Raw genomic sequence first — 21,233 nt, forward strand, 5'->3', positions numbered from 1 at the left:
ACCATCCCGATCCGCCTCCGACCCGGTGCAACTTCCCAGTATTTGTACGGCAACGATACAGCTACACCATAGATGTACCTGGCGCGACATTTCTACGTTTTTGTCGTCTACCCTGTGAGGCATGCCCGCCGTGCCGAATTTTCAGGCCGAGGTCCGGGAGATGCTGCACAACCGGATCCTCGACGCGGCCCATGCGCTGATCTGCGAGCAGGGCTGGCAAGCGGTGAACATGTCCCGCATCGCCGCCACCGTCGGCATCAGCCGTCAGGTGCTGTACAAGGAGATCGGCGCGAAGCAGGCGCTGGGCGAGGCCCTGGTTCAGCGCGAAACCAGCCGTTTCATCACCGGGGTCATCACGGCCATCCAGTCGCACCCCGACGACGTCGCCGCAGGCCTGGCGGCCGGCGCCGCCTTCACCCTGCGCGCCGCCGCCGACGATCCGCTGGTCAGCGCTACGCTGACCCACGAGAACGACGCCGAAGCGGGCCTGACACCGCTGTTGACGGTGGGGCCCAGACCGATCCTGGCCGGTGCGATCGAGGCCATGGCAGCTGCGGTCCGGTCGTCCTACGACCTGACGGACGCGATCGACCGGCAGCTCAATTCGATCGTCGAGGTCGACGTCCGGCTGACGCTGAGCCACCTGTTGCAGCCGATGGGCGGTATCGACGATGCCGTCCGCCAGATCCACACCACCTTGCGCGCACTGTTCGACGCCGCGACTCCCTAGGTGTCGGTCGGCGCATTCCCGGCACCGGAGTCCCCCACCGTGAACCGCGCAGCGTCGCCAACCGTGTCAAGGGTCAGAACCCGCGGATAGGGAGTGACGCCCTTGCACACCGATCTTCGTCTTCACGCGGATCAGTCGCGCGCGCGCGAGCTGACCATCGAACTGCGCGACGTCGTGCGCGAGTACCGGATCGGCGGCCAACGGGTGCGAGCACTCGACCGGATCAACCTGCACCTCACCGGCGGCCAGTTTGTGTCGGTCGTCGGGCCGTCGGGCGCCGGGAAGAGCACACTGCTGCACCTACTCGGGGCACTGGACTCGCCCGACAGCGGTTCGATCATCTTCGACGGCGCCGAGATCGGCCGACTCGGGGACGAGCGGGCCTCCGCGTTTCGCCGGCACCGGGTGGGCTTCGTCTTTCAATTCTTCAATCTGCTGCCGACCCTGTCGGCGTGGGAGAACGTGGCAGTTCCGAAACTGCTCGACGGCAGCCGACTGGACCGGGTCAAGAACGATGCGATCGGGTTGCTGGAGCGGGTCGGGCTCGGCAACCGAATCGAGCACCGGCCGGCGGAGCTGTCCGGCGGTCAGTTGCAGCGCGTCGCGATCGCGCGGGCACTGATGATGAATCCGTCCCTGATTCTGGCCGACGAACCAACCGGCAACCTCGATTCCGCAACGGGCGCTTCGATTTTGCGGTTGCTCGCCGAAGTGGCGCACGAGGGAGGCCGAGCCCGGCTGGTGGTGATGGTGACCCATGACCGCGATGCCGCGGCGGCCACCGACCGGGTGATCGGCCTGCAGGACGGCCGGGTCGGGTCCGACCGCGGCGATCGCAAGCGCGGCGAAGCCGGGCGCAGCGGGTCGCCGCCCAACGACTCCGGCGATCGCAAGCCCGGCGACGCCGGGCGCAACGGGTCGCCGCGCCACGAGCGGGCCGCGGTCCGGCGATGACGTCGGCGATAGCCGCCACTGCGAGCCGGCTTCGACTGTTCAGTCTGCGCGAACTGGCCGTTCACCGGCGGCGCACCGTCGCCTCGATCACCGTCATGGCCGTGTCGGCCATGTACTTGGTTGCGGTGCTGGGCATCTTCGGGTCGATCACCGGATCGGTGAACCGGCTCTCCGACGGGATCGCCGGGATCGCCGCACTCGAGGTGTCCGGTGTCACCGACGCCGGATTTCCCGACTCGCTGGCGCCCGACGTGGCCCGGGTTCCCGGCGTCGCCACCGCGGCACCGCTGATCCGGACGGCTACCCCCACGGCCACCGGGACGATGCTGTTGTTCGGCGCGGATGCAAGCAGCGTCGCCCTGGCCGGCGCGTTGGCCGACGCCCTGGCTCATCCGCCGACCGGGCCATCGAGGACACCGAGCGGCGTGCAGGTCGGGCCGGGCGTCGGCCATAGCCGAGGCGACGGGTTCCGGCTGGGCACGACCTGGGTCACCGTGACCCAGGTACTGACCGGCAAACATCTCGCCGACCTCAACGGCGGCAACTACGTGCTGGCTCCGCTTGCCCTGGCGCAGCACATCAGTGGGCGGCTCGGCCAGCTCGATTCGATTCTGATCACCATCAAGCCAGGAACGGACCCGGGGGCAGTTCGCACCGCGGTGGCCTCCGCCGTCAACGGGCGAGCCATCGTCGCCGAGCCACGGATGCGGGCGACCCGCGCCGGCGACGGCGTCCGGCTGATGAACTACATGGCGCTGATGGGCGCGGCGGTTGCGTTGGTGGTGGGAGCGTTCCTGGTCTACACCACGATGACCATGGCGATCGCCCAGCGCCGTCCGGCCATCTCGACACTGCGAGCGATCGGAGGCCGACGCTCCACCATCGTCGCCGACTTGATCGGTGAAGCCACAGCCCTGGGCGTGCTGGGCGGCACCGCCGGATCGATGTTGGGAATCATCTTGGGACGCTTGGCGATCCGGAGACTACCGCCGGCCATCACGCAGGGACTCGAAGCCCGGGTCGAGTACTGGCTGCCCGGCTACGCCCTGCCGGTCGCGATAGCCGCGACAGTACTGTCCAGCGTGACCGCGGCGGCCATGGCCGCGCGACAGGTCTACAAGGTGTCGCCGATCGAGGCATTGGCTCCCGTCGGCGCTTCCGCCGCCGACACCGTGCCCCGTCGGCTGCGGACGGTGAGCGGGATCGCGGCCATCGCGGTGATCGCGGTGTCACTGCTGATCATCGTCGGCCACCGCGGCACCAGTTCCCTGGCGGCGATGATCGCGGTGTTCTGCGCCGAGATCACCCTCGGTTTCGCATTGACCGCATCCCTGGTCGCCGCCGCGGCCGCAGCCGCCCGCATCTTCGGAACGGTCGGCGCGGTCGGGGCGGCAACGATCGAGCGTGCACCGCGGCGGGTGTGGGCGACCGTGATGACCGTGCTGATCGCCGTGGTCACCACCGTGGTGATCACCGGGACCGACAACGACATGATCGCGTCGGCGCGCGCCATCTTCGCCCCCGTCGCGGGAGTCGACGTGTGGGTCAGCGCCAACGCTCCGGACAGCTTTCCCACCGACGCGCTGCCGCAGGGCCTGGAGGATCGGGTGGCCGCGCTGCCAGGGGTAGCCCGGGTCTGCCCGGGCGCCTACGGATTTGCGGTGATCGGCGGCACCCGGGTGATGCTCGACGGATTCTCTCCCGGATCGGCCGATCCGCTGTTTCGCGCGCTCGACGACCAGACGCGCCGCGACGTGCTCGACGGCCGGGGGGTGGTGCTGTCACAGAACCTGGGCACCACCCTGGGTGTGCAGGTCGGCGACGAGCTGCACCTGCAGACACCCCGCGGCCCCCGGCAGGCCGCAGTGCTGGCGCTGGTCCCCTACTTCTCGACGGTCATCGGGACCGTCGGGATCGGGCTCGACCAACTGCGCACCTGGTTCGATCGCCCGGCGGTGACCACGCTGCAGGTGACCGCCGGCGACGATGCCGACCCGGCGCGGTTGCTCACCGACATCCGCCGCGTGGTCCCCGAGCCGAACTACGTCTACGACGGACGCGCCGCCCTGGCGGGCCTGGAGGCGCCGCTGCATCAGAGCATGGTGATCGCCAACGCGGTGTGGCTGATCGTGGTGTTCGTGGCCGCGGTGGCCTTGTTCACCACGTTGACGCTCTCGGTGCTCGAACGACGCCGCGAAATCGGAGTGCTGCGAGCGATCGGCGCCAATCGCCGCTTCACCGTGCAGATGGTGCTGGCCGAAGCGGTGGGCATCGGGGTGATCGGCGGCCTGATCGGGCTGGCGATCGGCCTGACAGATCAGTGGCTCTACAGCCTGGTCAGTGCTGAGATCATGAATTTCACCGTCACGTTCCGGCCGAGCGCGGTGGCACCGGCCTACGCCCTGGGGGCGGTGGCGATCAGCCTGCTCGGCTCGGTGCCGCCCGCACGACGAGCCGCCCGCCTCAACATCATCGACGCGGTCGCCTCCGAATAGTGTTCTGGCTCAGACGAGGCCGAGTTCGATGAGGTCAATGAACAGCGCGGCGAAGGGATCCGTGAACGGCAGCGAGAACGTGAAGTCCAAGTCCGGATGGTCCGGAACGATGAACGTGTTGACCGTCTCCCCGGCCACCCCGATGCTCGCGGCCCCGAACCCCAGATTGTCCTCCGGGTCGGTTCCCGACGTCAGGATGTTGGTGAACAGCGAGGTTTGCAGGACGACCGCAACATAGTTGTCGTCCGAGGGGTCGCCAGCCGAGGTGAGGGTGAACAACCCGAAATCGGTGGTGTTACTGATGAAATCCGGATCATCGGCCGACCCGAACAGCACAGCGCTCAGGTCGCCGGGATCACCGATGAACCAAGGGTCCGGACTCGTTCCACGAGAACCCCCGTCGGCGTAAGCCGGGGCGGTGAACGCCAGCGGGACCAGCCCGGCGGCCAGGGCCGCGCCGACGGCTATCACTGCCCGGCGCCGATTCGCAACGGTATTACTCATGGTGGGACTCCAATCTCTCGACATTACCTAGACCCACGCTGCTGCCACCCGGTTCACCACGCAGCACAGTGGCGAACCCCTGCAGCTGCGGTGTGCACGGCGGCGGTACCGGTGTACGTCGAATGCTCGACAGAGCGGTGGTGTCGAATCCTGCTGCGGCAATGGCGTCGATGGTCCGGCGGTTCGGCCGGCAGCCGGATGCCAGCCACGCCCACGGCTTCGCGATCAGGTCCTGGAATCGACCCATCGCGCCATCGCCGCGGACGTGCTCAAGCACCACCAGCCGGCCCCCCGGGGCCAGCACCCGGCGAATCTCGCCGAGAGTGGCATCGACGTCGTCGACCGAGCACAGCACGAGCCCAACGTGTACCGAATCGAAACTGTTATCCGGGAAGGGAATCGACTCACCGACCCCATCGACGATATCCACCGTGATGCCGTGACGGCGGGCGATCGCGGCGGCCATCCGACGCATCGCGGGCTCCGGCTCGACGGCCGCGACCGACGTGACCGCCGCCGGCAGAAACATCAGGTCCGCTCCGGGACCGAGGCCGATCATCAGCAACCGGCCCATCGCGTAGCTCATGGCCGTCCGTCGGTACCGGCGATAGAACAGCCGGTCGAAGAACGGCATCCCGAGTCGATACACGTACGGGAACAGCGGATTACGGCGCGCCATCGGTCCCCCACAGCTCGCCCTGATCCAGCCGGAAAGGCGGATACACGTCACTCATCAAAGAGACATAGACAGCCACCCGGTAGCGCCACCGAACGATGCCCAACAGCAGGTCCGACATGCCGGCCGGGATCGTCCCGGTGATCAACAGCGTCACCGCCGTGATCACGCACAGCAACTGCAGCGCAGGCTCCAGCGCCCAACACATCAGGATCTGGGGCAACCCCAACAGCCACCATTTGATCAGCACCGCCCGGCGGTCGAGCCGTTCGGGATAGTCGACCTGCAGATCGGCCGGATAGTCGGGCCGAGACGCCAGCGTGAACGGCGGGAATCTGTCGGTGCTGTTCATCGGGAACCGGTAATTCATGACGCGCCATGACCAGCGCAGCACGCCCACATTGAAGTCGAAGATCGGCCGCGGGTATCGACCGGTGATGGCAATCGCCACTCCGGCAACGAGGGTCATCGGCACGTAGGCCAGATACAGGGCGATCAAGATCGGGTAGTGCGGGGTGGCCAGCACGCACCATTTGATCAGCCAGAGCCAGCGCGACGGACTGTCGAATTCACCGCGCACCCGGACCGGATCGGCCGGTGCCGGCGCGAGGCGGCGAGCGGCCACGTCCTCATGCGCGGGAAGTGACATCGGTCCACTCTCCTCAATGACTGCGATCTGTTGTCCGGCCGGCGATGTGGCTGATATCGGCCGGGCCGAGTCCGCGCCCGATCTCGGCCGACATCCGGCGATGACTGACCGAGCGCAGGAACATGGTCATCCCCCAGGTGTGCAATCGGTCCGGGATGAACGCCGCCGGTCGCAGCACCAGCTCGCTGTGGGACAGCTGCAGCGCTGTCACCCGGGACACCGCGGCCACTTTGCGGCGTCGGGTGTTCTCGTACCAGCGCAGCGCGCGCGCCAGATCGCCGTGTGATGGGTCCGGCCGCAGATCCGCCAGCGCCTTGCACAGCACCATGGTGTCGAGCAGCGCCTGGTTGGTCCCCTGCGCCATGGTGGGCGGCATGGTGTGCGACGCGTCGCCGATCAGGGTGAGCGCACCGCGGCCCGCCCCGGGAACCGGATGACGAAAATGCGGGTACGGCGAGCCCGCCAGGTCGTCGTCGGTCAGGGCACTCAGCACGCGATCGACCGGTTCGGACCAGCCGGTGAAGTGTTGCCGGATCATGTCGATCGGGGATGCCGGGCGAACGAAGTCCGGTGACCACGGCAGGTCGAACCACCACTGCAGCTCGGATCCGCCGGCCGGCCACAGGCCGAGGTTTCCGCGCTTGCCGACAATCATCAGGGCCACCCGTTTGTCCGCGACAACGTCGGGGAGGTCGACCAGGCCCTGCCAGCTGCTCCAGCCGGTCGGCTGGGCCGGCGGTGCGTCGGTGAGGTCCCGCACCATCGAATGCAGCCCGTCTGCACCGATCAACAGATCGCCGCTGATCGAGCTGCCATCGTCGAAGTCGACTCGCGCTTCGCCCTCCGTAGCGCTCACGCCAACCACGCGGGCACTACACCGGATGCGCTCGGCCGGAAAGTCCTCCAACAGGCGCTCCAGCAGAACCCGGCGCGGAACCATCCGAACCGGTGCGCCCAGCCCGCGCGCCATCGCGGTCATGTCGAGCGTGGCGAGCGAGTGGCCCGTCGAGGTCATCACCCGCACCGCCGACAACGGCTGCCCGGCTCCCACCATGTCCACGCCCAGCTGCCCCAACACCGTCGCGCCGTTGGACCAGATGGTCACGGCACCGCCGCCGGGTTGAAGGTGGGGCCGCTGCTCGAAAACGGTGACGTCGTGACCGTCACGCAGCAGCCCGCGAGCAAGCGAAATCCCCGCCACGCCTGCACCGACCACGAGGATGCGCAAGGCTGATGGCGCGTTCAAGGCTCGCACCTTCACCGTGGTGACACGGTTCAGCGGGGAGTTTGGTTCATTTCCCTACGGGTCAGCCGGCGGCCGGGCTGGTCAGAATTCTGGGCCCGTCCTCGGTCACGGCGACGCTGTGCTCCCAGTGCGCGGCGCGTGACCCGTCGGCGGTGACGACGGTCCATTCGTCTTCGAGGATCACGGTCTGGTCGGTTCCCAGGGTCAGCATCGGCTCGATGGCCAGCACCGAGCCCGCAACCAGCAGCGGTCCGCGGCCCGGCGATCCCTCGTTCGGCAGGAAGGGGTCCATGTGCATCTGACGGCCGATGCCGTGGCCGCCGTAACCGGCAACGATGCCGAACGAGCGCTTGAACTCATTCGACGCGGCCCGGGCACCCATTTCGATGGCGTGCGAAACGTCGCTGAGTCGGTTGCCCACCACCATCGCGGCGATTCCGGCCTCCATCGCCTGCCGGGTGGCCGCGGAGAGGTTGTCGTCGGCCGTGCTCAGCGTCCCGATCCCGAAGGTGACCGCGGCGTCGCCGTGCCAGCCGTCCAGGATCGCGCCGCAGTCGATGGACACCAGATCGCCCTCCGCCAGCACCTCGGCCGCCGTCGGGATGCCGTGCACCACCCGGTCGTTGACCGAGCTGCAGATCGACGCCGGGAATCCGTGGTAGCCCAGGAACGACGGCGTGGCGCCCGCGTCCCGGATCACCGATTCGGCGATCTCGTCCAGTTGCAGGGTCGAGACGCCGACGGCCGCCGCTTCGCGGACTGCGGCCAGTGCGGCGGCCACCACGGCCCCTGCCGCAGCCATCGCGTCGAGCTCACCCGGGCTGCGATGCGGCACCGCTTTGCGCCGCTTCGGCAGTCCGATCACTACTGTCCCAGGGCGTTCAGGGCGCGGGTGAACACCTCATCGAGCGTGCCGAGCGCGTCCACGACGTGCAGGTCGTGCTCGTCCTGGTAGTAGTCCAGCAGCGGCGTGGTCTCCTCGCGGTAGACCATCATGCGGTTGTGGATGACCTCGGCGGTGTCGTCAGCGCGACCACGTTCCTTGAGCCGCTTGAGCAGTTCGCTCTCGGTGACCCGGAACTCGAGCACAGCGTCCAGTTTGGTCTGACGGCTTTCCAGCATGGCGTGCAGCGCCTCGGCCTGCTCTACCGAGCGGGGGTAGCCGTCCAGGATGAACCCGCCTGCGGCATCGGGCTGGTCCAGCCGGTCTTCGACCAGCGCGTTGGTCAGCTCGGGCGGCACCAGGTCTCCTGCATCGAGGTACTGCTTGGCCTGCTTGCCCAGCTCGGTGCCCTCGGCGATGTTGTGGCGGAACAGGTCACCGGTGGAGATCTGCGGGACCCCCAGCTTCTCCGAGAGCTTCACCGCCTGGGTGCCTTTGCCTGCCCCCGGCGGTCCCAGCAGTACGACTCTCACTTGAGGAACCCTTCGTAGTTGCGCTGCATGAGCTGGCTCTCGATCTGCTTCACCGTGTCCAGACCGACGCCGATCATGATCAGCACCGCGGTGCCGCCGAAGGGCAGGTTCTGAACGGTGCCCGAGCTGCCCATGTGCAGGAACAGGTTGGGCAGCACCGAGATGACGCCGAGGTAGATCGAGCCAGGCAGGGTGATCCGGCTGAGCACGTAGCGCAGGTAGTCCGCGGTCGGGCGTCCCGGCCGGATGCCTGGAATGAAGCCACCGAACTTCTTCATCTCGTCAGCCCGCTCGTCGGGGTTGAACGTGATCGACACGTAGAAGTACGTGAAGAAGATGATCAGGCCGAAGTACAGGGCGATGTAGACGAAGTTGGACGGATCGGACAGGTAGGTGCTGACGAACTTGTCCCACCAGCCGTTGCCGGCGCCGCCACCGCTGTGGACCAACTGGGTGATCAGCTGCGGAATGTAGATCAGCGACGAGGCGAAGATGACCGGGATAACGCCGGCCTGGTTGACCTTCAACGGCAGGTAGGTCGAGGTGCCGCCGTACATGCGCCGGCCCACCATGCGCTTGGCGTACTGAACCGGGATACGACGCTGGCCCTGCTCCACGAAGACCACACCGACGACGATGGCCAGTGCCGCCAGGCAGACCATGGTGAACACCATGGCGCCGCGGGAGTCGAGGATGGTCTTGCCCTCGATCGGGATGCGGGCGGCGATACCCACGAAGATCAGCAGCGACATGCCGTTGCCGATGCCACGCTCGGTGATGAGCTCACCGAGCCACATCACCAGCACCGCGCCGGACGTCATCACCAGAACGATGACCATCAGGGTGAAGATGCTGTGGTCGGAGATGATGTCGTGGCGCAGGCTGCAGGTCTGCAACAGTCCACCGTTGGCGGCCAGCGCCACGATGCTGGTGGCCTGCAGAACGGCCAGCGCGACCGTCAGATAACGGGTGTACTGCGTCATCTTGTTCTGGCCGGACTGGCCTTCTTTACGCAGCTCCTCGAAGCGCGGGATCACCACGGTGAGCAGCTGCACGATGATGCTGGCGGTGATGTAGGGCATCACGCCGATGGCGAACACGGTCAGCTGCAGCAGCGCGCCGCCGGAGAACAGGTTGATCAGCGAGTAGACCTGCGCGGCATCGCCACCGCTGACTTCCTTGATGCACTGCTGCACGTTCTGGTAGTCGACGCCGGGCGACGGGATCGCGGCTCCCAGGCGGTACACCACGATGATGCCCAGCGCGAACAAGATCTTGCGCCTCAGGTCGACCGTCCGCAGTGATGAGATGAAAGCCGAGAACACTCTTCTCCTCCTGCGCAGCCGAGGTCCGGTCGCGGCGTTCCAATGGGCTGTTCTGTCCCAGCCCCGGTTAGTCCTGGGTTAGTCCTGCGTTTTCGCGTCCACGTGCCGGCCGAATCATGACGGGGCCACGCGTGTCCTAGGCGCGTCAGCAGTCTACGAGAGTAACAGCTGCGCACTGCGGGCCGGGCGGGCGTTAGCGCCACTGCCAGCGTGCGATCAGCGTAGCGGCGTACAGTCACCGATAGCTCGTTAAATACGCTAACTAACTTCCCGGCGCCGTTCGGCCGGCAGAGCTAGATAGAAGCTAGAGATAGGAGTGTGCACCATGGCAGGTACCGGCCGATTTCCTGGAGACACCTGGGACCTGGCCTCCAGCGTGGGCATCACCGCCACCGGAGTGGCCGTGGGCCGTGCGATCGCCAGCCGCGCCGACCATCCCCTGATCAACGACCCGTTCGCCGAACCGTTGGTGCGCGCCGTCGGCTTGGACCTGTTCACCCGGTTGGCCAGTGGCGAGATCGCCCCGGAAGACTTCGGCGACCAGGCGCCGATGGATATGGCTCGGATGGCCGACAACATGGCGGCCCGCACCCGCTTCTTCGATGACTTCTTCACCGACGCGGGTACGGCCGGCATCCGCCAGGCGGTCATCCTGGCCTCTGGACTGGACTCGCGCGCCTACCGACTGGACTGGCCGGCCGGCACCGTTGTCTATGAGGTCGACCAGCCCGAAGTGATCGAGTTCAAGACCCGGGTGTTGGCCGCCCAGGGCGCCCAGCCCACCGCAGTCCGGCGAACCGTCTCGATCGACCTGCGCGATGACTGGCCGGTGGCGCTGCGCGCGGCGGGGTTCGACCCGGCCCTGCCGACCGCCTGGAGCGCGGAGGGACTACTGGGTTACCTGCCACCGGACGCACAGGACCGGCTGCTGGACACCGTCACCGCGCTGAGTGCACCGGGCAGCCGGATTGCCACCGAGAGCACCCCAGGCCTCGACGCCAACACCGAACAACAGACCCGCCGGCGCATGCAGGAGTCCGCGGAACGGATGCGCAGCCACGGCGTGGACATCGATATGGCCGAATTGCTCTATTTCGGGGACCGCAATGAGGCCGGCACCTATCTGGCCGGCCACGACTGGCGGGTCGACAGCCACGACGTCGGCGCGCTGTTCGCCGAGTACGGGCTGCCACCGCTGGATATCGACCAAGAGCCCGGCTTCGGCAAGCTGGCCTACATCAGCGCGGTCCGGGGAGGCGGACAGTGATGGAACGCACCGGCGGTGCACGATCCCTTGGGGACAGCTGGGACCTGGCCTCCAGCGTGGGTACCACCGCCACCATGGTGGCCGCCGCTCGCGCGCTGGCCACCGCGGAAGCCCAGCCGATCATCTCCGACCCGTTCGCGGCGCCCCTGGTGCGTGCGGTCGGTATCGACTTCTTCACCAAGATGGTCGACGGCACCCTGGACCCCGCAGTGGCCGCGGAGGCCAAGTCCGCCGCCGAACCGATGACCGCCGTGATGGCAGTACGCACCCGGTTCTTCGACGACTTCTTCGGCCAGGCCGCAGACGCCGGAGTCCGACAGTCGGTCATCCTGGCCGCCGGACTGGATTCGAGGGCCTACCGGCTGGATTGGCCGCAGGGCAGCGTCGTCTACGAGATCGACCAGCCGGACGTGATCGAGTTCAAATCACGCGCCCTGGGCGATCTGGGAGCCCAGCCGACCGCCGATCGCCGCGCCGTGGCCATCGATCTGCGCGACGACTGGCCGGCCGCGTTGCGCGACAGCGGTTTTGACGAGACCAAGCCCACCGCGTGGAGCGCAGAGGGCCTGCTCATCTACCTGCCGCCGGAGGCCCAGGACCGGCTGTTCGATCACATCACCGCGCTGAGCGCTCCGGGCAGCCGGTTGGCCACCGAGTACCACCCCGACGGCGCGGCCGCGCTGAGCGGCTCGAACCAGTCGCTGGGTCAGCGGTTCGCCGAACAGGGGCTGGATCTCGACATCACCAGCCTGGTGTACTCCGGCGAGCGAAACCCGGTGGGGGCATACCTGACCGAGCGCGGATGGCAGGTACGCGAGCGTGGCCGAGAGACCGTGTTCGCCGACTACGGTCGCACCTTCCCCGACGGTGACATCGTGGCGCGGCTGCGCAATTCCGTTGCGATCGAGGCGATTCGGCTCTAAACGGCACTTCGCCACCACAACGACTATGGCCGCCGGTCCCGAAGGACCGGCGGCCATTGTCGCGTTGCCCGGTGGCCCCGCTATCAGCTCGGGGGAATGACCCCGCCGCCCTTGCCACCCTCGCCGGGCAGTCCAGGCGGACCTGCGGTGCCACCGCCGGCAGCCGCGCCGCCGCCACCAGCCGGGCCACCCGGTCCGGCGGCTCCGGGTCCGCCGGGAGTGCCGTCGGCGCCGTTGCCACCGTCTTGGCCGCCGGTGCCGTTGGGGTTGTTCGCCGCGCCGCCCTTGCCACCGACGTTGCCGCCGGCCGCGTTTCCACCACTGCCGCCGTTACCGCCGCTGCCGCCGTTACCGCCGGCGCCACCGTTGGGGTTCGACGCACTGCCGTCACCGCCGCCGGCACCGGCACCACCGGCGCCGCCATCGCCACCCCTGCTGCCGTTGCCGCCGGCGCCACCCTTGCCGCCGTCGCCGCCGTTGCCGGAGTTGCTACCGCCGAGGCCGCCGTCGCCGCCCTTACCGCCGTAGCCACCGTCGGCGCCGTTGGAGCCGTTGCCGCCGGTACCACCGGTGCCACCGGCACCTGCCGACTCCCCAGGTGCATTGCCGGCGTCGGCGCCGGTACCACCGGTGCCACCGTTGCCGCCCTTGCCGCCGATCCCGGTGCCGTTGCTGCCGGTACCGCCGGTGCCGCCGTTGGGGTTGCCGGACTGATCGCCGTTGGTGCCGGTCTCCCCGGTCCCTCCGGTCGTGCCGGGCCCGGTGGGAGCATTGGCGCCCTTACCGGCGTCTCCACCGTTACCGCCGTTCCCGTCAGCGCCGGCGTTGCCGCCCTTGCCGCCGTTGCCGCCGTACTGGCCGGTACTGGTCGCGTCGGCACCCTTGCCGCCGTTCCCACCGTTACCGCCGGTGCCGGTCGACCCGGCTTTGCCGTCCGCGGCCTGGCTCCCGTTACCGCCGGTGCCGCCCGTGCCCGCGGTACCTGCGGTACCACGGTCACCACCGTCGCCGCCGTTGCCGCCGTGACCGCCATGCGCACCGGACCCGGTGGTGTTGGTGGCGATCCCGTCGCCGCCGTTACCACCGTTGCCGGCATTGCCGGCGTTACCGGCATTGCCGCCCTTGCCCCCGGCACCGGCGGTGCCGCTGCCATTGGCCCCGGTACCGGCCACGCCACCGTTACCGCCGGCAGCACCGTTGCCACCGTTACCGCCGCTGCTGGCGTCGCCGCCGGCCGCGCCGTCCGGGTTCGCGCTGGTGCCGTTGCCACCGACGGTGCCGTTGCTGCCGTGGCCGCCGTTGCCGCCGTTACCGCCGGCACCACCGGCGCCACCGTTGCCGCCGACGCCGGAGTTGGTGCCGCCGAGACCGCCCGCGCCGCCGTTACCGCCGGCGGTGCCGTTGCCGCCGTTGGTGCCGTCGACGCTCGGGTCCGTGGAGTTGGTGCCGTTGGCGCCGTTGAAGCCAGTGCCGCCCGCGCCGCCGTTGCCGCCGCGGCCATCGGGGCCGGCGTTGCCGCCCTTGCCGCCGTCGCCGCCGGTCTGGTTCGCGTTGGTTGCCGCACCACCCTTGCCGCCGGCACCGCCGTCGCCGCCGGTGGCATTGGCACCCGTAGAGCCGTTGGCCGCCTGGGTGGTTCCGTCGCCGCTGGTGCCGCCCTGGCCGCCTGCCCCGGCCGTGCCGCGCACGCCGCCGTCGCCACCGTCGCCACCGTTGCCGGCTTCCGCACCGGCACCGCCGCCTAGGCCGGCACCACCGACACCGCCGTTGCCGGCGTTACCGGCGTTACCGCCCGCACCACCGACACCGCCATCGCCGGCATGCCCGTCTTTGCCGTCGGTGGCAGTGCCCCCGACGCCACCGTTGCCGCCGCTGCCACCCGCGCCGCCGACACCGCCGTTGCCGGCGTCGCCGCCGTCCGTACCGTTGCCGCCGGGCAGGGTGGCGTCGATACCAGCGGTGCCGTTGGCGCCGCTTCCGCCGATGCCGCCGACACCACCGGCCCCGCCGACACCGCCGTTTCCGGCGTCACCGGAGGTAGTGCCGCCCGCGCCGCCAGCGCCACCATTGCCGCCCTGACCGCCATCGCCGCCGAGGGTGCCGTTGCCGTTGCCGTCGGTCACACCGGCCAGGCCGTTGGCGCCGGTACCACCCGCGCCGCCGTCGCCACCGGTGCCGATGGCCCCGGCGTTACCGCCAGCACCGCCGTTACCGCCATTGGTTCCCGGGGCGGTGGCGTCGAAGCCGCGACCGCCGGCACCGCCATTACCGCCTGCGGTGGCGTCCGCGCCGGCAACGCCGTCGCTTCCGGCGGTACCGCCGTCGCCACCGGTGCCGGGTCCGGCACCGGTGCCGCCCAGACCGGCCTCACCGCGATTGCCGCCGTCGCCGCCCTTGCCGCCGTCGGGGTTGTCGGCGTCACCGGCGGCACCGGTCCCGCCGTTGCCGGCGTTCCCGGCGTTCCCGCCGTCACCGGCGTTCCCGCCGTCACCGTTGCTGCCGCCGTTGCCGTTGGCCGCGGTACCGGCATTGCCGCCCACACCGCCATTTCCGCCCACGCCGCCGTTACCGCCGTCGCCGGCGTCGCCGCCCGCGCCGTCGTCGACGCCGGCCACCCCGGTTGCTCCGTCCTGGCCGGTACCACCGCTGCCACCCGTTGCGCCGTCACCGCCGTTGCCGCCATTACCGGCGTTACCTGCGAGCGCGCCGCCGTTACCGCCAGCGCCGCCAGCGCCGCCAGCGCCACCGGCACCGCCGGTACCACCGGATGCGCCGGGCACGTCGCCGTCAGCGCCGAGTGCACCCAGCGCACCGCTACCACCGGCCGCGCCGTTGCCGCCGTTGCCGATCAGGCCACCGTGGCCGCCGGCCCCGCCGGCGCCGCCGTCGGCACCGGGAACCGCGTCCGGGTCGGCCGAGGCGTCATAGCCGGCGCCGCCGTTACCGCCGTTGCCGTGAATGCCGGTCACTCCGGTCCCGGCCACGCCGCCAAGTCCGTCGACGCCGCTGGCCGGGTTGCCGCCGGTGCCGTGCACACCGGCGACGCCGGCGTTGCCCGCTGTGCCCGGGTCGCCACCGTTGCCGCCCTTGCCGCCGTTGGGGTTTTCGGCATTGCCGGCCGCGCCGTTGCCGCCGTTGCCGGGGGTGTTGGCGTTGCCGCCGTTACCGGCGTCGCCGCCGTTGCCGTTGAGTCCGACCACGCCGTTGTAGACGACGCCCGCATTGCCACCGTTACCGCCGGCGCCGCCGTCACCGCCGCTGCCGCCGCGGCCACCGTCCTGACCGTCCTGGCCGGGGAGAATCCCGTCCGCACCGTTGGCACCGGCTCCGCCGTCGCCGCCGTCCGCGCCGTTGCCGCCGTTGCCGCCGTTGCCGGAGTTTCCGGCATCGCGGCCACCGGCACCGCCGTGTCCACCGTCGCCGCCGTAGCCGCCGACCTTGCCGTCCACCCCGGCGTCGCCGGAGTTGGCCCCGTCGGCCCCGGCGGCGCTGTCGCCACCATGGCCGCCGTTACCGCCGTTACCGCCGTCGCCGATCCGGCCCGCGGCACCACCGTTTCCGGCGGCACCACCGTTTTGGCCCTGGCCGTCGGCAAGCACGCCGCCGTTGCCGCCATTGCCGCCGTGACCACCGTTACCACCACTGATGGCGACCGCGCCGTCCGCGCCGGAAGCGGCGCGGGTGCCGTCGCTGTTCAGACCGCCGAGGCCGGCGATACCGGCGATACCACGGTCACCGCCCGCCCCGCCGTTACCGCCGTCACCGGCGGACAGGCCGGTCCCGTCGTTGCCGCCGTTGCCACCATTGCCGCCGTTACCGGCATTGCCGGCGTCACCGGCGCTGCCGCCGGCACCGGCCACACCGGACGCACCCGCCGGGTGGATGCCGAGGAAGCCGCCCGCGCCGCCCTTACCGGCATTCCCACCGGCGCCACCGTTGCCGCCGTTGCCACCGTTACCGGCGTCCATGCCGTCTTGCCCAGGCAGGCCGCTGCTGACGCCGGCGCCACCGGCGTTGGTGCCGTGCAGACCGTTCTGACCGTCGCCGCCGGCACCGCCGTCGCCGCCGATGCCACCATTGCCGCCATTGCCCGCGGCACCGAACAGCAAGCCCGCCCGGCCGCCGGTACCGCCGCTGCCGCCGATACCGCCGAAGCCGCCGTTGTCACCGCTCGCGCCGAAAGTGGCTCCGTCGGCTCCGTCGCCCCCGAAACCTCCGGCACCACCAGCGCCACCGGCGCCGCCGTTGCCGATGAAGATGGCGGCACCGCCGGCGCCACCCAAACCACCTGCGCCGCCGCCGATTCCGCCGACGCCGCCGGCGCCACCCAGGCCACCGTTGCCCAGCAGCCAGCCGCCGGCGCCACCATCTCCGCCGGCACCGCCATCGCCGCCGGCAATGCCGTCCAGCCCGGCGCCGCCGGCGCCTCCGTTGCCGATCAGGCCGGCCGCTCCACCGAACCCACCGTCGGCATTGATGGCGTCACCGGCCACCCCGGCGCCGCCGTCGCCGAACAGGAACCCACCGTCGCCGAGGTTGCCGAAGAGTCCCGAGCTGCCCAGCAGCGAGTCGTTGACGCCGTCGAAGCCGTCGATGCCGTTACCGATCAGCACCCGACCGAACAGGTCGACGAAGGGCTGGTTGACGATGTTGAGCAACGGCTCGGCGTAGCCCATCAGGTCTTGGCTGACGGCGTACAACGGCAGGTAGACGTAGTTCTGGAATCCCGAGTAGAGCAGGTGATCCAGCTCCGCCAGCCACGGCCCCAACGGCTGGGTCGGGTCGAAGGCGAAAATGCTCGAGTCGAACGCCGCACCCGCGTCCAAGCCGTCCAGGAAGTCGTCCGACGACCCGGCGAGCCACAGGTCTGAGCCCGCGGACCACGAGTCGAACATCTCCAGGAGAGGCTGCGAGAACAGGTCGTCGAAGTCAGCACTGGCAGACGGAGCGCTTGCCACCGGGCCCACCCCGAAGGCCAGGAATGCACCGACTGCGCTACCCGCGCCGGCTACCCGCCGTGCGACGCCACCCGAACGGCCACTTTGCCGACGGTCACGACTCTGTTTCATGCCGAACCTCTCAATTTCTGAATTCATTGCCTAATTAATCGCCGGTTCAGCATGAAAAACGCGAACCGTAACGCGATCACTCGTGCTGCAAGCTAGCTGAATTTGACGACCCCGACGAATTGAAATTTAGGGTTCCGCATAGGCTCGTGTCGCGATAAACCATGACTGACCTGAGAATTAGCCGAAATTGAGAGGCGTGTCATATGGGCGACATCATGACTTACGTACATATGTGACTGCCGCCACAGATTAGGTAATATTGCCTAGATATGGGCTCCACTATTTGAAATAGCAAGACCCTCCAAAAAAATGACTAACGGCCCTATCGGACGATCTCGTGCACCGACCGACCGAAATACCGATCCCGGACACCGCCCTGACATGGTGGTGCAGCGCCGGTTACCGAGGTGTCCCGTCGTGGCGACCGTGCGGGCGCGGCGCCCTGACTTCGCCATTCAGCGATAACCAGGCGACCGGCGGCGGTATAACCACCCCATGGTGCTCAAAGTCAAGGTTCCGCACGACCTGATCAGCGGCGACGTTGATGCGGGCTACGGCAAGGTGGCCGATGCCTTCCGGGCCAATTTCGCGGCAGGCCGTGAGGTCGGCGCCGCGGTCTCGGTGTACCGCGACGGTGTCAAGGTCGTGGACCTGTGGGGCGGCTACCGCGACGGGGTTGCGCGCGAGCCATGGCAGCCCGGCACCATGGTCAACGTCTTCTCCAGCACCAAGGGCGTGGCGGCGCTGGCGGTGGCGCTGGCGGTCTCTCGGGGACTGTTCGGCTACGACGACAAAGTGGCAACCCATTGGCCGGAGTTCGCCCAGGCCGGCAAGGGTGACGTCACGGTCCGCCAACTGCTGGGGCATCAGGCCGGGTTGTGCGCGCTCAAACCCGCACCCGCCCTGGCCGACGTCGCCGACCCGAACCGGCTGGCGCCCATACTCGCCGCGCAGAAGCCGCGCTGGGCGCCGGGCACCCGGCATGGCTATCACGCAATCACGTTGGGCTGGTACGAATCCGAGCTCATCCGTCGCACCGACCCAGCGGGTCGCACCCTGGGACGCTTCTTCGCCGAGGAAATCGCCCGGCCGCTCGGGCTGAACATGCACATCGGCCTGCCGACTTCGGTAACCCGCGATCAGGTGGCGTTGCTGCACCAGTGGAAGCGCGCCGAGTCCTTACTGCACCTCAATGTGATGCCGGCGGCCCTGGTGGCGGCGTCGTTCAACCCGTTCGGGCTGCTGGCACGGGCGAGCGACCTCCCCAGGGACATCAAACCGTGGGACGGCGACTACAACCGCGATGACGTGCGAGCCGTGGAGATGCCCTCGTCCAACGGAATCGGCACCGCCTCGGCGATCGCCCGACTCTATGGCGCCGCCGCCATCGCGGATCCCACCCTGCCCCTGAGCCCAGGCGTCCACGATGAGCTCACCGCGATGCCGACACCGCCGTCTCGCGGCGAACGCGACAAGGTATTGGGAGTTGACGTGGTGTTCTCGCTGGGGCTGTCCAAGCCGGCGTTCGCCTCGGCCTTCGGCTCCTCGGATAGGGCTTATGGCACACCGGGCTTCGGCGGCTCATTCGGGTTTGCCGACCCCGACACCGGCATCGGCTACTCGTATGTGATGAACCGCCTGGGCTTTCACCTCTACAGCGATCCTCGCGAACTCGCACTGCGCCAGGCGTTGTTCCGCGACGTGCTGGGTGCCCGGCTGCAGTCCTAGCCAAACCGGACTACATGTACTGCGGGCAGTAGTGCGCCGTGGAGATCGCGGCGAACTGGCCGGCCGTCTGAATGGTGAAGCCCGGGTTGGTGGTCTGCACCGCGACGACGGTGTCCATCGGCGACAGTCCCGCGTCCATCAGCTGGCACACGGCGTGGCCGGCCGAGACGGTGGCATCGTCGTTGGCCCGGTGACTGAGTCCGGCACCGTTCAAGGTGGCCAGGAACTGCCCATCGATACCGGTCGGCGCGGCGTTGGCGGGAGCGGCCAGGCCGACCATCGCGCTCAGACCTGCCAGCAGCAGTAACCGTTTCATGGCTCTAAGGATGGCCGGGGCCCGTTAAAGACGTGTTACCGAGCTTTTACTGCCGCGAAGAGAATTGTTGATTCTGCGTTACGCGCTTTACCAGCGCGACTCCCCCAGCCACAGCACGTGCGCCCCGTTGACCGAGCGTTCGACCTGGTCGACGATCCCGGTCAAGGACCGCACCAGCAGGTTGCCGACCGCGTCGGACAGGGCCGCCGCCGGCTGCGATGACTGGCGCGGCCGGACGAACTCCCACAACGACGAGCCGGGATAGGACACGGTACGGACCTGCGCGTCCGCGTCGATCCCGGCCAACGTCTTGGCGCGGCGCACCGCCGTGCGTAGCCCACCCAGTTCGTCGACCAGCCCGCGTTCGGCCGCGTCGGCGCCGGTCCACACCCGCCCGCGCGCCACCGCGTCGACTGCGTCGGTGGACAGGTTGCGGCCTTGGGCAACCCGCGCCACGAAGTCGTTGTAGAACAGGTCGGCTTCGGTCTCGACCTGTCCTTGCTGCTCGGCGGTGAACGGGGCGTTGATCGACCAGGCGTCGGCGTTGGCGCCGGTGCGCACCGAGTCGGTGCCGACGCCCAGGCGGTCCTTGAGCTGACGGGCGACCAGTTTGCCGGTCACCACCCCGATGGATCCGGTGATGGTGCCGGGGTTGGCCACGATGGTGTCGGTGCCCGCGGAGATGTAGTAGCCGCCGGAAGCCGCGACCGCGCCCATCGAGGCCACCACCGGCTTGCCCGCATCGCGGGCCTGCTGCACCGCTCGCCAGATGGTTTCCGACCCGGTGACCGAGCCGCCCGGGCTGTCCACCCGCAGCACGATCGCGGCGACCTCGTCGTCGGCGGCGGCCTCGCGCAGCGCCGCGGCGATCGTGTCACCACCGACATTGCGATTGCCCAGCGGTGACAGCTGCGGCCCGCCCGAGCCGCTGACGATCGCCCCGGACACCGTTACCACGGCGATCGCCGGCTTGGGTTTGCGCCCAGGCAGGGCGGGTCCCGATCCGCCGGCCGTGGCGTGGGCGTAGCGCCCCAGGTACAGGCGTGGTGGCGCGTCGTCGTCGTCGGCGCTCGTGGTGCCCTCGGCTCCGGCCAATTCGGCGATCCGGTTGTAGGCCTCGTCGCGGAATCCGATCCGGTCGATCAGGCCAGAGGCCACCGCGTCGTCCCGCAGCAGCGGCGCCTTGTCTGCCAGGGTGTCGATGACGCCGGCGTCGAGCTTGCGGGACTCGGCGACGGCCGCGCGCACCTGGGCGTGCAGGCTCTCCACCAACGCGGTCTCGGCCTCGCGGTGCGCCTCGGTGTAGGAGTCCTGGGTGAACAGGTTGGCTGCCGACTTGTATTCGCCCCGGGCCACGAACTGCGCCTCGATGCCGGCCTTGCCCAGCGCACTGCGCAGGAAGGTCGCGTTGGTGGCGAATCCGATCAGCCCGACCGTCCCCGACGGCTGCATCCAGACCTCGCCGAACGCCGAGGCCAGGTAGTAGGACAGCGTGCCCGGGTAGGTTTCGGCCCATGCCAGCGACGGCTTGACGGCGGCGAAATCGGCGATCGCAGCCCGCAGCTCCTGCACCGGCCCGGCGGCCGCCGACGACAGCTGCACCCGCGCAATCAGTCCGGCGACCCGAGGGTCTTCGGCGGCGCGGTGGATCGCGGCCACCACATCGCGCAGCACCGGCGGCCGACCACCGGAACGGATCAGGGCCAGCGGGTCGAAAGCCCCGGTCTCGTGGGGCAACTCCTGCAGGTCGAGTTCGAGGATGACGCCGTTGGGCACGCCGTGGTGGCGAGCAGTGTCGATACGACGGGCGACGCCGCGCAGGTCGTCCAGGCCGGGCACGCCGGTCAGCAAGGAGAACATGTTTTTGAGCCTACCGGCGCCGCCGGACACGACGCCCAGACGCAGAATCGCACCCCACCAACTGATGGAGTGCGA

The 21,233-nt window shown here is 69.3% G+C and carries 15 protein-coding genes and 1 pseudogene; 6 read left to right on the top strand and 10 right to left on the bottom strand.

The window, feature by feature from the left end; translation table 11 throughout:
• The first annotated feature begins 121 nt into the window (after positions 1-121).
• The 3 genes and pseudogenes from ACKY0W_RS17500 to ACKY0W_RS17510 all read left to right on the top strand — a co-directional run bounded on the left by ACKY0W_RS17500 (position 122) and on the right by ACKY0W_RS17510 (position 4,179).
• Complete coding sequence (locus ACKY0W_RS17500) at positions 122-730, top strand: TetR family transcriptional regulator (RefSeq protein ID WP_409435109.1); 609 nt, start codon at positions 122-124, stop codon at positions 728-730.
• 150 nt (positions 731-880) lie between these two features.
• Positions 881-1,555: pseudogene (locus ACKY0W_RS17505) on the top strand (ABC transporter ATP-binding protein); the annotation flags it as partial.
• Positions 1,556-1,680: 125 nt separating this feature from the next.
• On the top strand, positions 1,681-4,179 hold the full coding sequence (locus ACKY0W_RS17510) for an FtsX-like permease family protein (protein ID WP_409435110.1): 2,499 nt from the start codon (positions 1,681-1,683) through the stop codon (positions 4,177-4,179).
• A 9-nt stretch (positions 4,180-4,188) separates the two neighbouring features.
• Here ACKY0W_RS17510 and ACKY0W_RS17515 read toward each other — a convergent pair whose 3' ends face one another.
• From ACKY0W_RS17515 to secY, 7 genes are all read right to left on the bottom strand, one after another.
• Positions 4,189-4,683, bottom strand: a complete 495-nt coding sequence (locus tag ACKY0W_RS17515) for a hypothetical protein (protein WP_409435111.1) — start codon at positions 4,681-4,683, stop codon at positions 4,189-4,191.
• On the bottom strand, positions 4,676-5,362 hold the full coding sequence (locus ACKY0W_RS17520) for a class I SAM-dependent methyltransferase (protein WP_409435112.1): 687 nt from the start codon (positions 5,360-5,362) through the stop codon (positions 4,676-4,678). The genes ACKY0W_RS17515 and ACKY0W_RS17520 overlap by 8 nt, the downstream gene beginning before the upstream one ends.
• Positions 5,349-5,939, bottom strand: coding sequence for a DUF4389 domain-containing protein (locus ACKY0W_RS17525; protein WP_409437834.1), 591 nt, complete (start codon positions 5,937-5,939; stop codon positions 5,349-5,351). Before ACKY0W_RS17525 ends, ACKY0W_RS17520 begins: the two co-directional genes overlap by 14 nt.
• An 82-nt stretch (positions 5,940-6,021) precedes the next feature.
• Positions 6,022-7,254: an FAD-dependent oxidoreductase gene (locus ACKY0W_RS17530; RefSeq protein ID WP_409435113.1), complete on the bottom strand. Its 1,233-nt coding sequence runs from the start codon at positions 7,252-7,254 to the stop codon at positions 6,022-6,024.
• A gap of 61 nt (positions 7,255-7,315) precedes the next feature.
• Positions 7,316-8,119 carry a type I methionyl aminopeptidase gene (gene map / locus ACKY0W_RS17535; RefSeq protein ID WP_409435114.1) on the bottom strand — a complete coding sequence of 268 codons (804 nt, stop codon included), beginning with the start codon at positions 8,117-8,119 and terminating at the stop codon, positions 7,316-7,318.
• A complete protein-coding gene (locus tag ACKY0W_RS17540) occupies positions 8,119-8,670 on the bottom strand; it encodes an adenylate kinase (protein ID WP_409435115.1) in 552 nt (183 codons plus the stop codon). The genes map and ACKY0W_RS17540 overlap by 1 nt, the downstream gene beginning before the upstream one ends.
• The gene (gene secY, locus ACKY0W_RS17545; protein WP_406757743.1) at positions 8,667-9,995 is read right to left on the bottom strand and encodes a preprotein translocase subunit SecY; all 1,329 of its coding nucleotides are present in this window, start codon (positions 9,993-9,995) and stop codon (positions 8,667-8,669) included. Before secY ends, ACKY0W_RS17540 begins: the two co-directional genes overlap by 4 nt.
• A gap of 325 nt (positions 9,996-10,320) precedes the next feature.
• Between secY and ACKY0W_RS17550 the strand changes: the two genes are divergently transcribed.
• Positions 10,321-11,262, top strand: coding sequence for a class I SAM-dependent methyltransferase (locus ACKY0W_RS17550; RefSeq protein ID WP_409435116.1), 942 nt, complete (start codon positions 10,321-10,323; stop codon positions 11,260-11,262).
• The gene (locus tag ACKY0W_RS17555; RefSeq protein WP_409435117.1) at positions 11,262-12,185 is read left to right on the top strand and encodes an SAM-dependent methyltransferase; all 924 of its coding nucleotides are present in this window, start codon (positions 11,262-11,264) and stop codon (positions 12,183-12,185) included. Before ACKY0W_RS17550 ends, ACKY0W_RS17555 begins: the two co-directional genes overlap by 1 nt.
• Before the next feature lie 83 nt (positions 12,186-12,268).
• On the opposite strand, the gene ACKY0W_RS17560 is transcribed toward ACKY0W_RS17555, so the two are convergent.
• Positions 12,269-17,254 (bottom strand): PE family protein, encoded by a 4,986-nt coding sequence (locus ACKY0W_RS17560; protein WP_409435118.1) that lies wholly within the window; start codon positions 17,252-17,254, stop codon positions 12,269-12,271.
• Between the two features lie 495 nt (positions 17,255-17,749).
• Here ACKY0W_RS17560 and ACKY0W_RS17565 point away from each other — a divergent pair, with 495 nt between their 5' ends.
• Positions 17,750-18,982: a serine hydrolase domain-containing protein gene (locus ACKY0W_RS17565; protein WP_409435119.1), complete on the top strand. Its 1,233-nt coding sequence runs from the start codon at positions 17,750-17,752 to the stop codon at positions 18,980-18,982.
• Positions 18,983-18,992: 10 nt separating this feature from the next.
• Here ACKY0W_RS17565 and ACKY0W_RS17570 read toward each other — a convergent pair whose 3' ends face one another.
• Together ACKY0W_RS17570 and sppA are read right to left on the bottom strand one after the other, a co-directional pair.
• Positions 18,993-19,298 carry a DUF732 domain-containing protein gene (locus tag ACKY0W_RS17570; protein ID WP_308484241.1) on the bottom strand — a complete coding sequence of 102 codons (306 nt, stop codon included), beginning with the start codon at positions 19,296-19,298 and terminating at the stop codon, positions 18,993-18,995.
• An 87-nt stretch (positions 19,299-19,385) separates the two neighbouring features.
• The gene (gene sppA / locus ACKY0W_RS17575; RefSeq protein ID WP_409435120.1) at positions 19,386-21,158 is read right to left on the bottom strand and encodes a signal peptide peptidase SppA; all 1,773 of its coding nucleotides are present in this window, start codon (positions 21,156-21,158) and stop codon (positions 19,386-19,388) included.
• Positions 21,159-21,233 lie beyond the last annotated feature (75 nt).

Origin of the sequence: Mycobacterium sp. SMC-14, from assembly GCF_046250075.1 — a bacterium.
Classification (GTDB): Bacteria; Actinomycetota; Actinomycetes; order Mycobacteriales; family Mycobacteriaceae; genus Mycobacterium.

Bases quoted from the DNA above. Each gene is read 5' to 3' on its own strand.
- ACKY0W_RS17565 (WP_409435119.1), top strand. From the start codon at position 17,750: ATGGTGCTCAAAGTCAAGGTTCCGCACGACCTGATCAGCGGCGACGTT.
- ACKY0W_RS17510 (WP_409435110.1), top strand. From the start codon at position 1,681: ATGACGTCGGCGATAGCCGCCACTGCGAGCCGGCTTCGACTGTTCAGT.
- sppA (WP_409435120.1), bottom strand. From the start codon at position 21,158: ATGTTCTCCTTGCTGACCGGCGTGCCCGGCCTGGACGACCTGCGCGGC.
- ACKY0W_RS17520 (WP_409435112.1), bottom strand. From the start codon at position 5,362: ATGGCGCGCCGTAATCCGCTGTTCCCGTACGTGTATCGACTCGGGATG.
- ACKY0W_RS17555 (WP_409435117.1), top strand. From the start codon at position 11,262: ATGGAACGCACCGGCGGTGCACGATCCCTTGGGGACAGCTGGGACCTG.
- ACKY0W_RS17570 (WP_308484241.1), bottom strand. From the start codon at position 19,298: ATGAAACGGTTACTGCTGCTGGCAGGTCTGAGCGCGATGGTCGGCCTG.
- ACKY0W_RS17500 (WP_409435109.1), top strand. From the start codon at position 122: ATGCCCGCCGTGCCGAATTTTCAGGCCGAGGTCCGGGAGATGCTGCAC.
- ACKY0W_RS17560 (WP_409435118.1), bottom strand. From the start codon at position 17,254: ATGAAACAGAGTCGTGACCGTCGGCAAAGTGGCCGTTCGGGTGGCGTC.
- ACKY0W_RS17550 (WP_409435116.1), top strand. From the start codon at position 10,321: ATGGCAGGTACCGGCCGATTTCCTGGAGACACCTGGGACCTGGCCTCC.
- ACKY0W_RS17515 (WP_409435111.1), bottom strand. From the start codon at position 4,683: ATGAGTAATACCGTTGCGAATCGGCGCCGGGCAGTGATAGCCGTCGGC.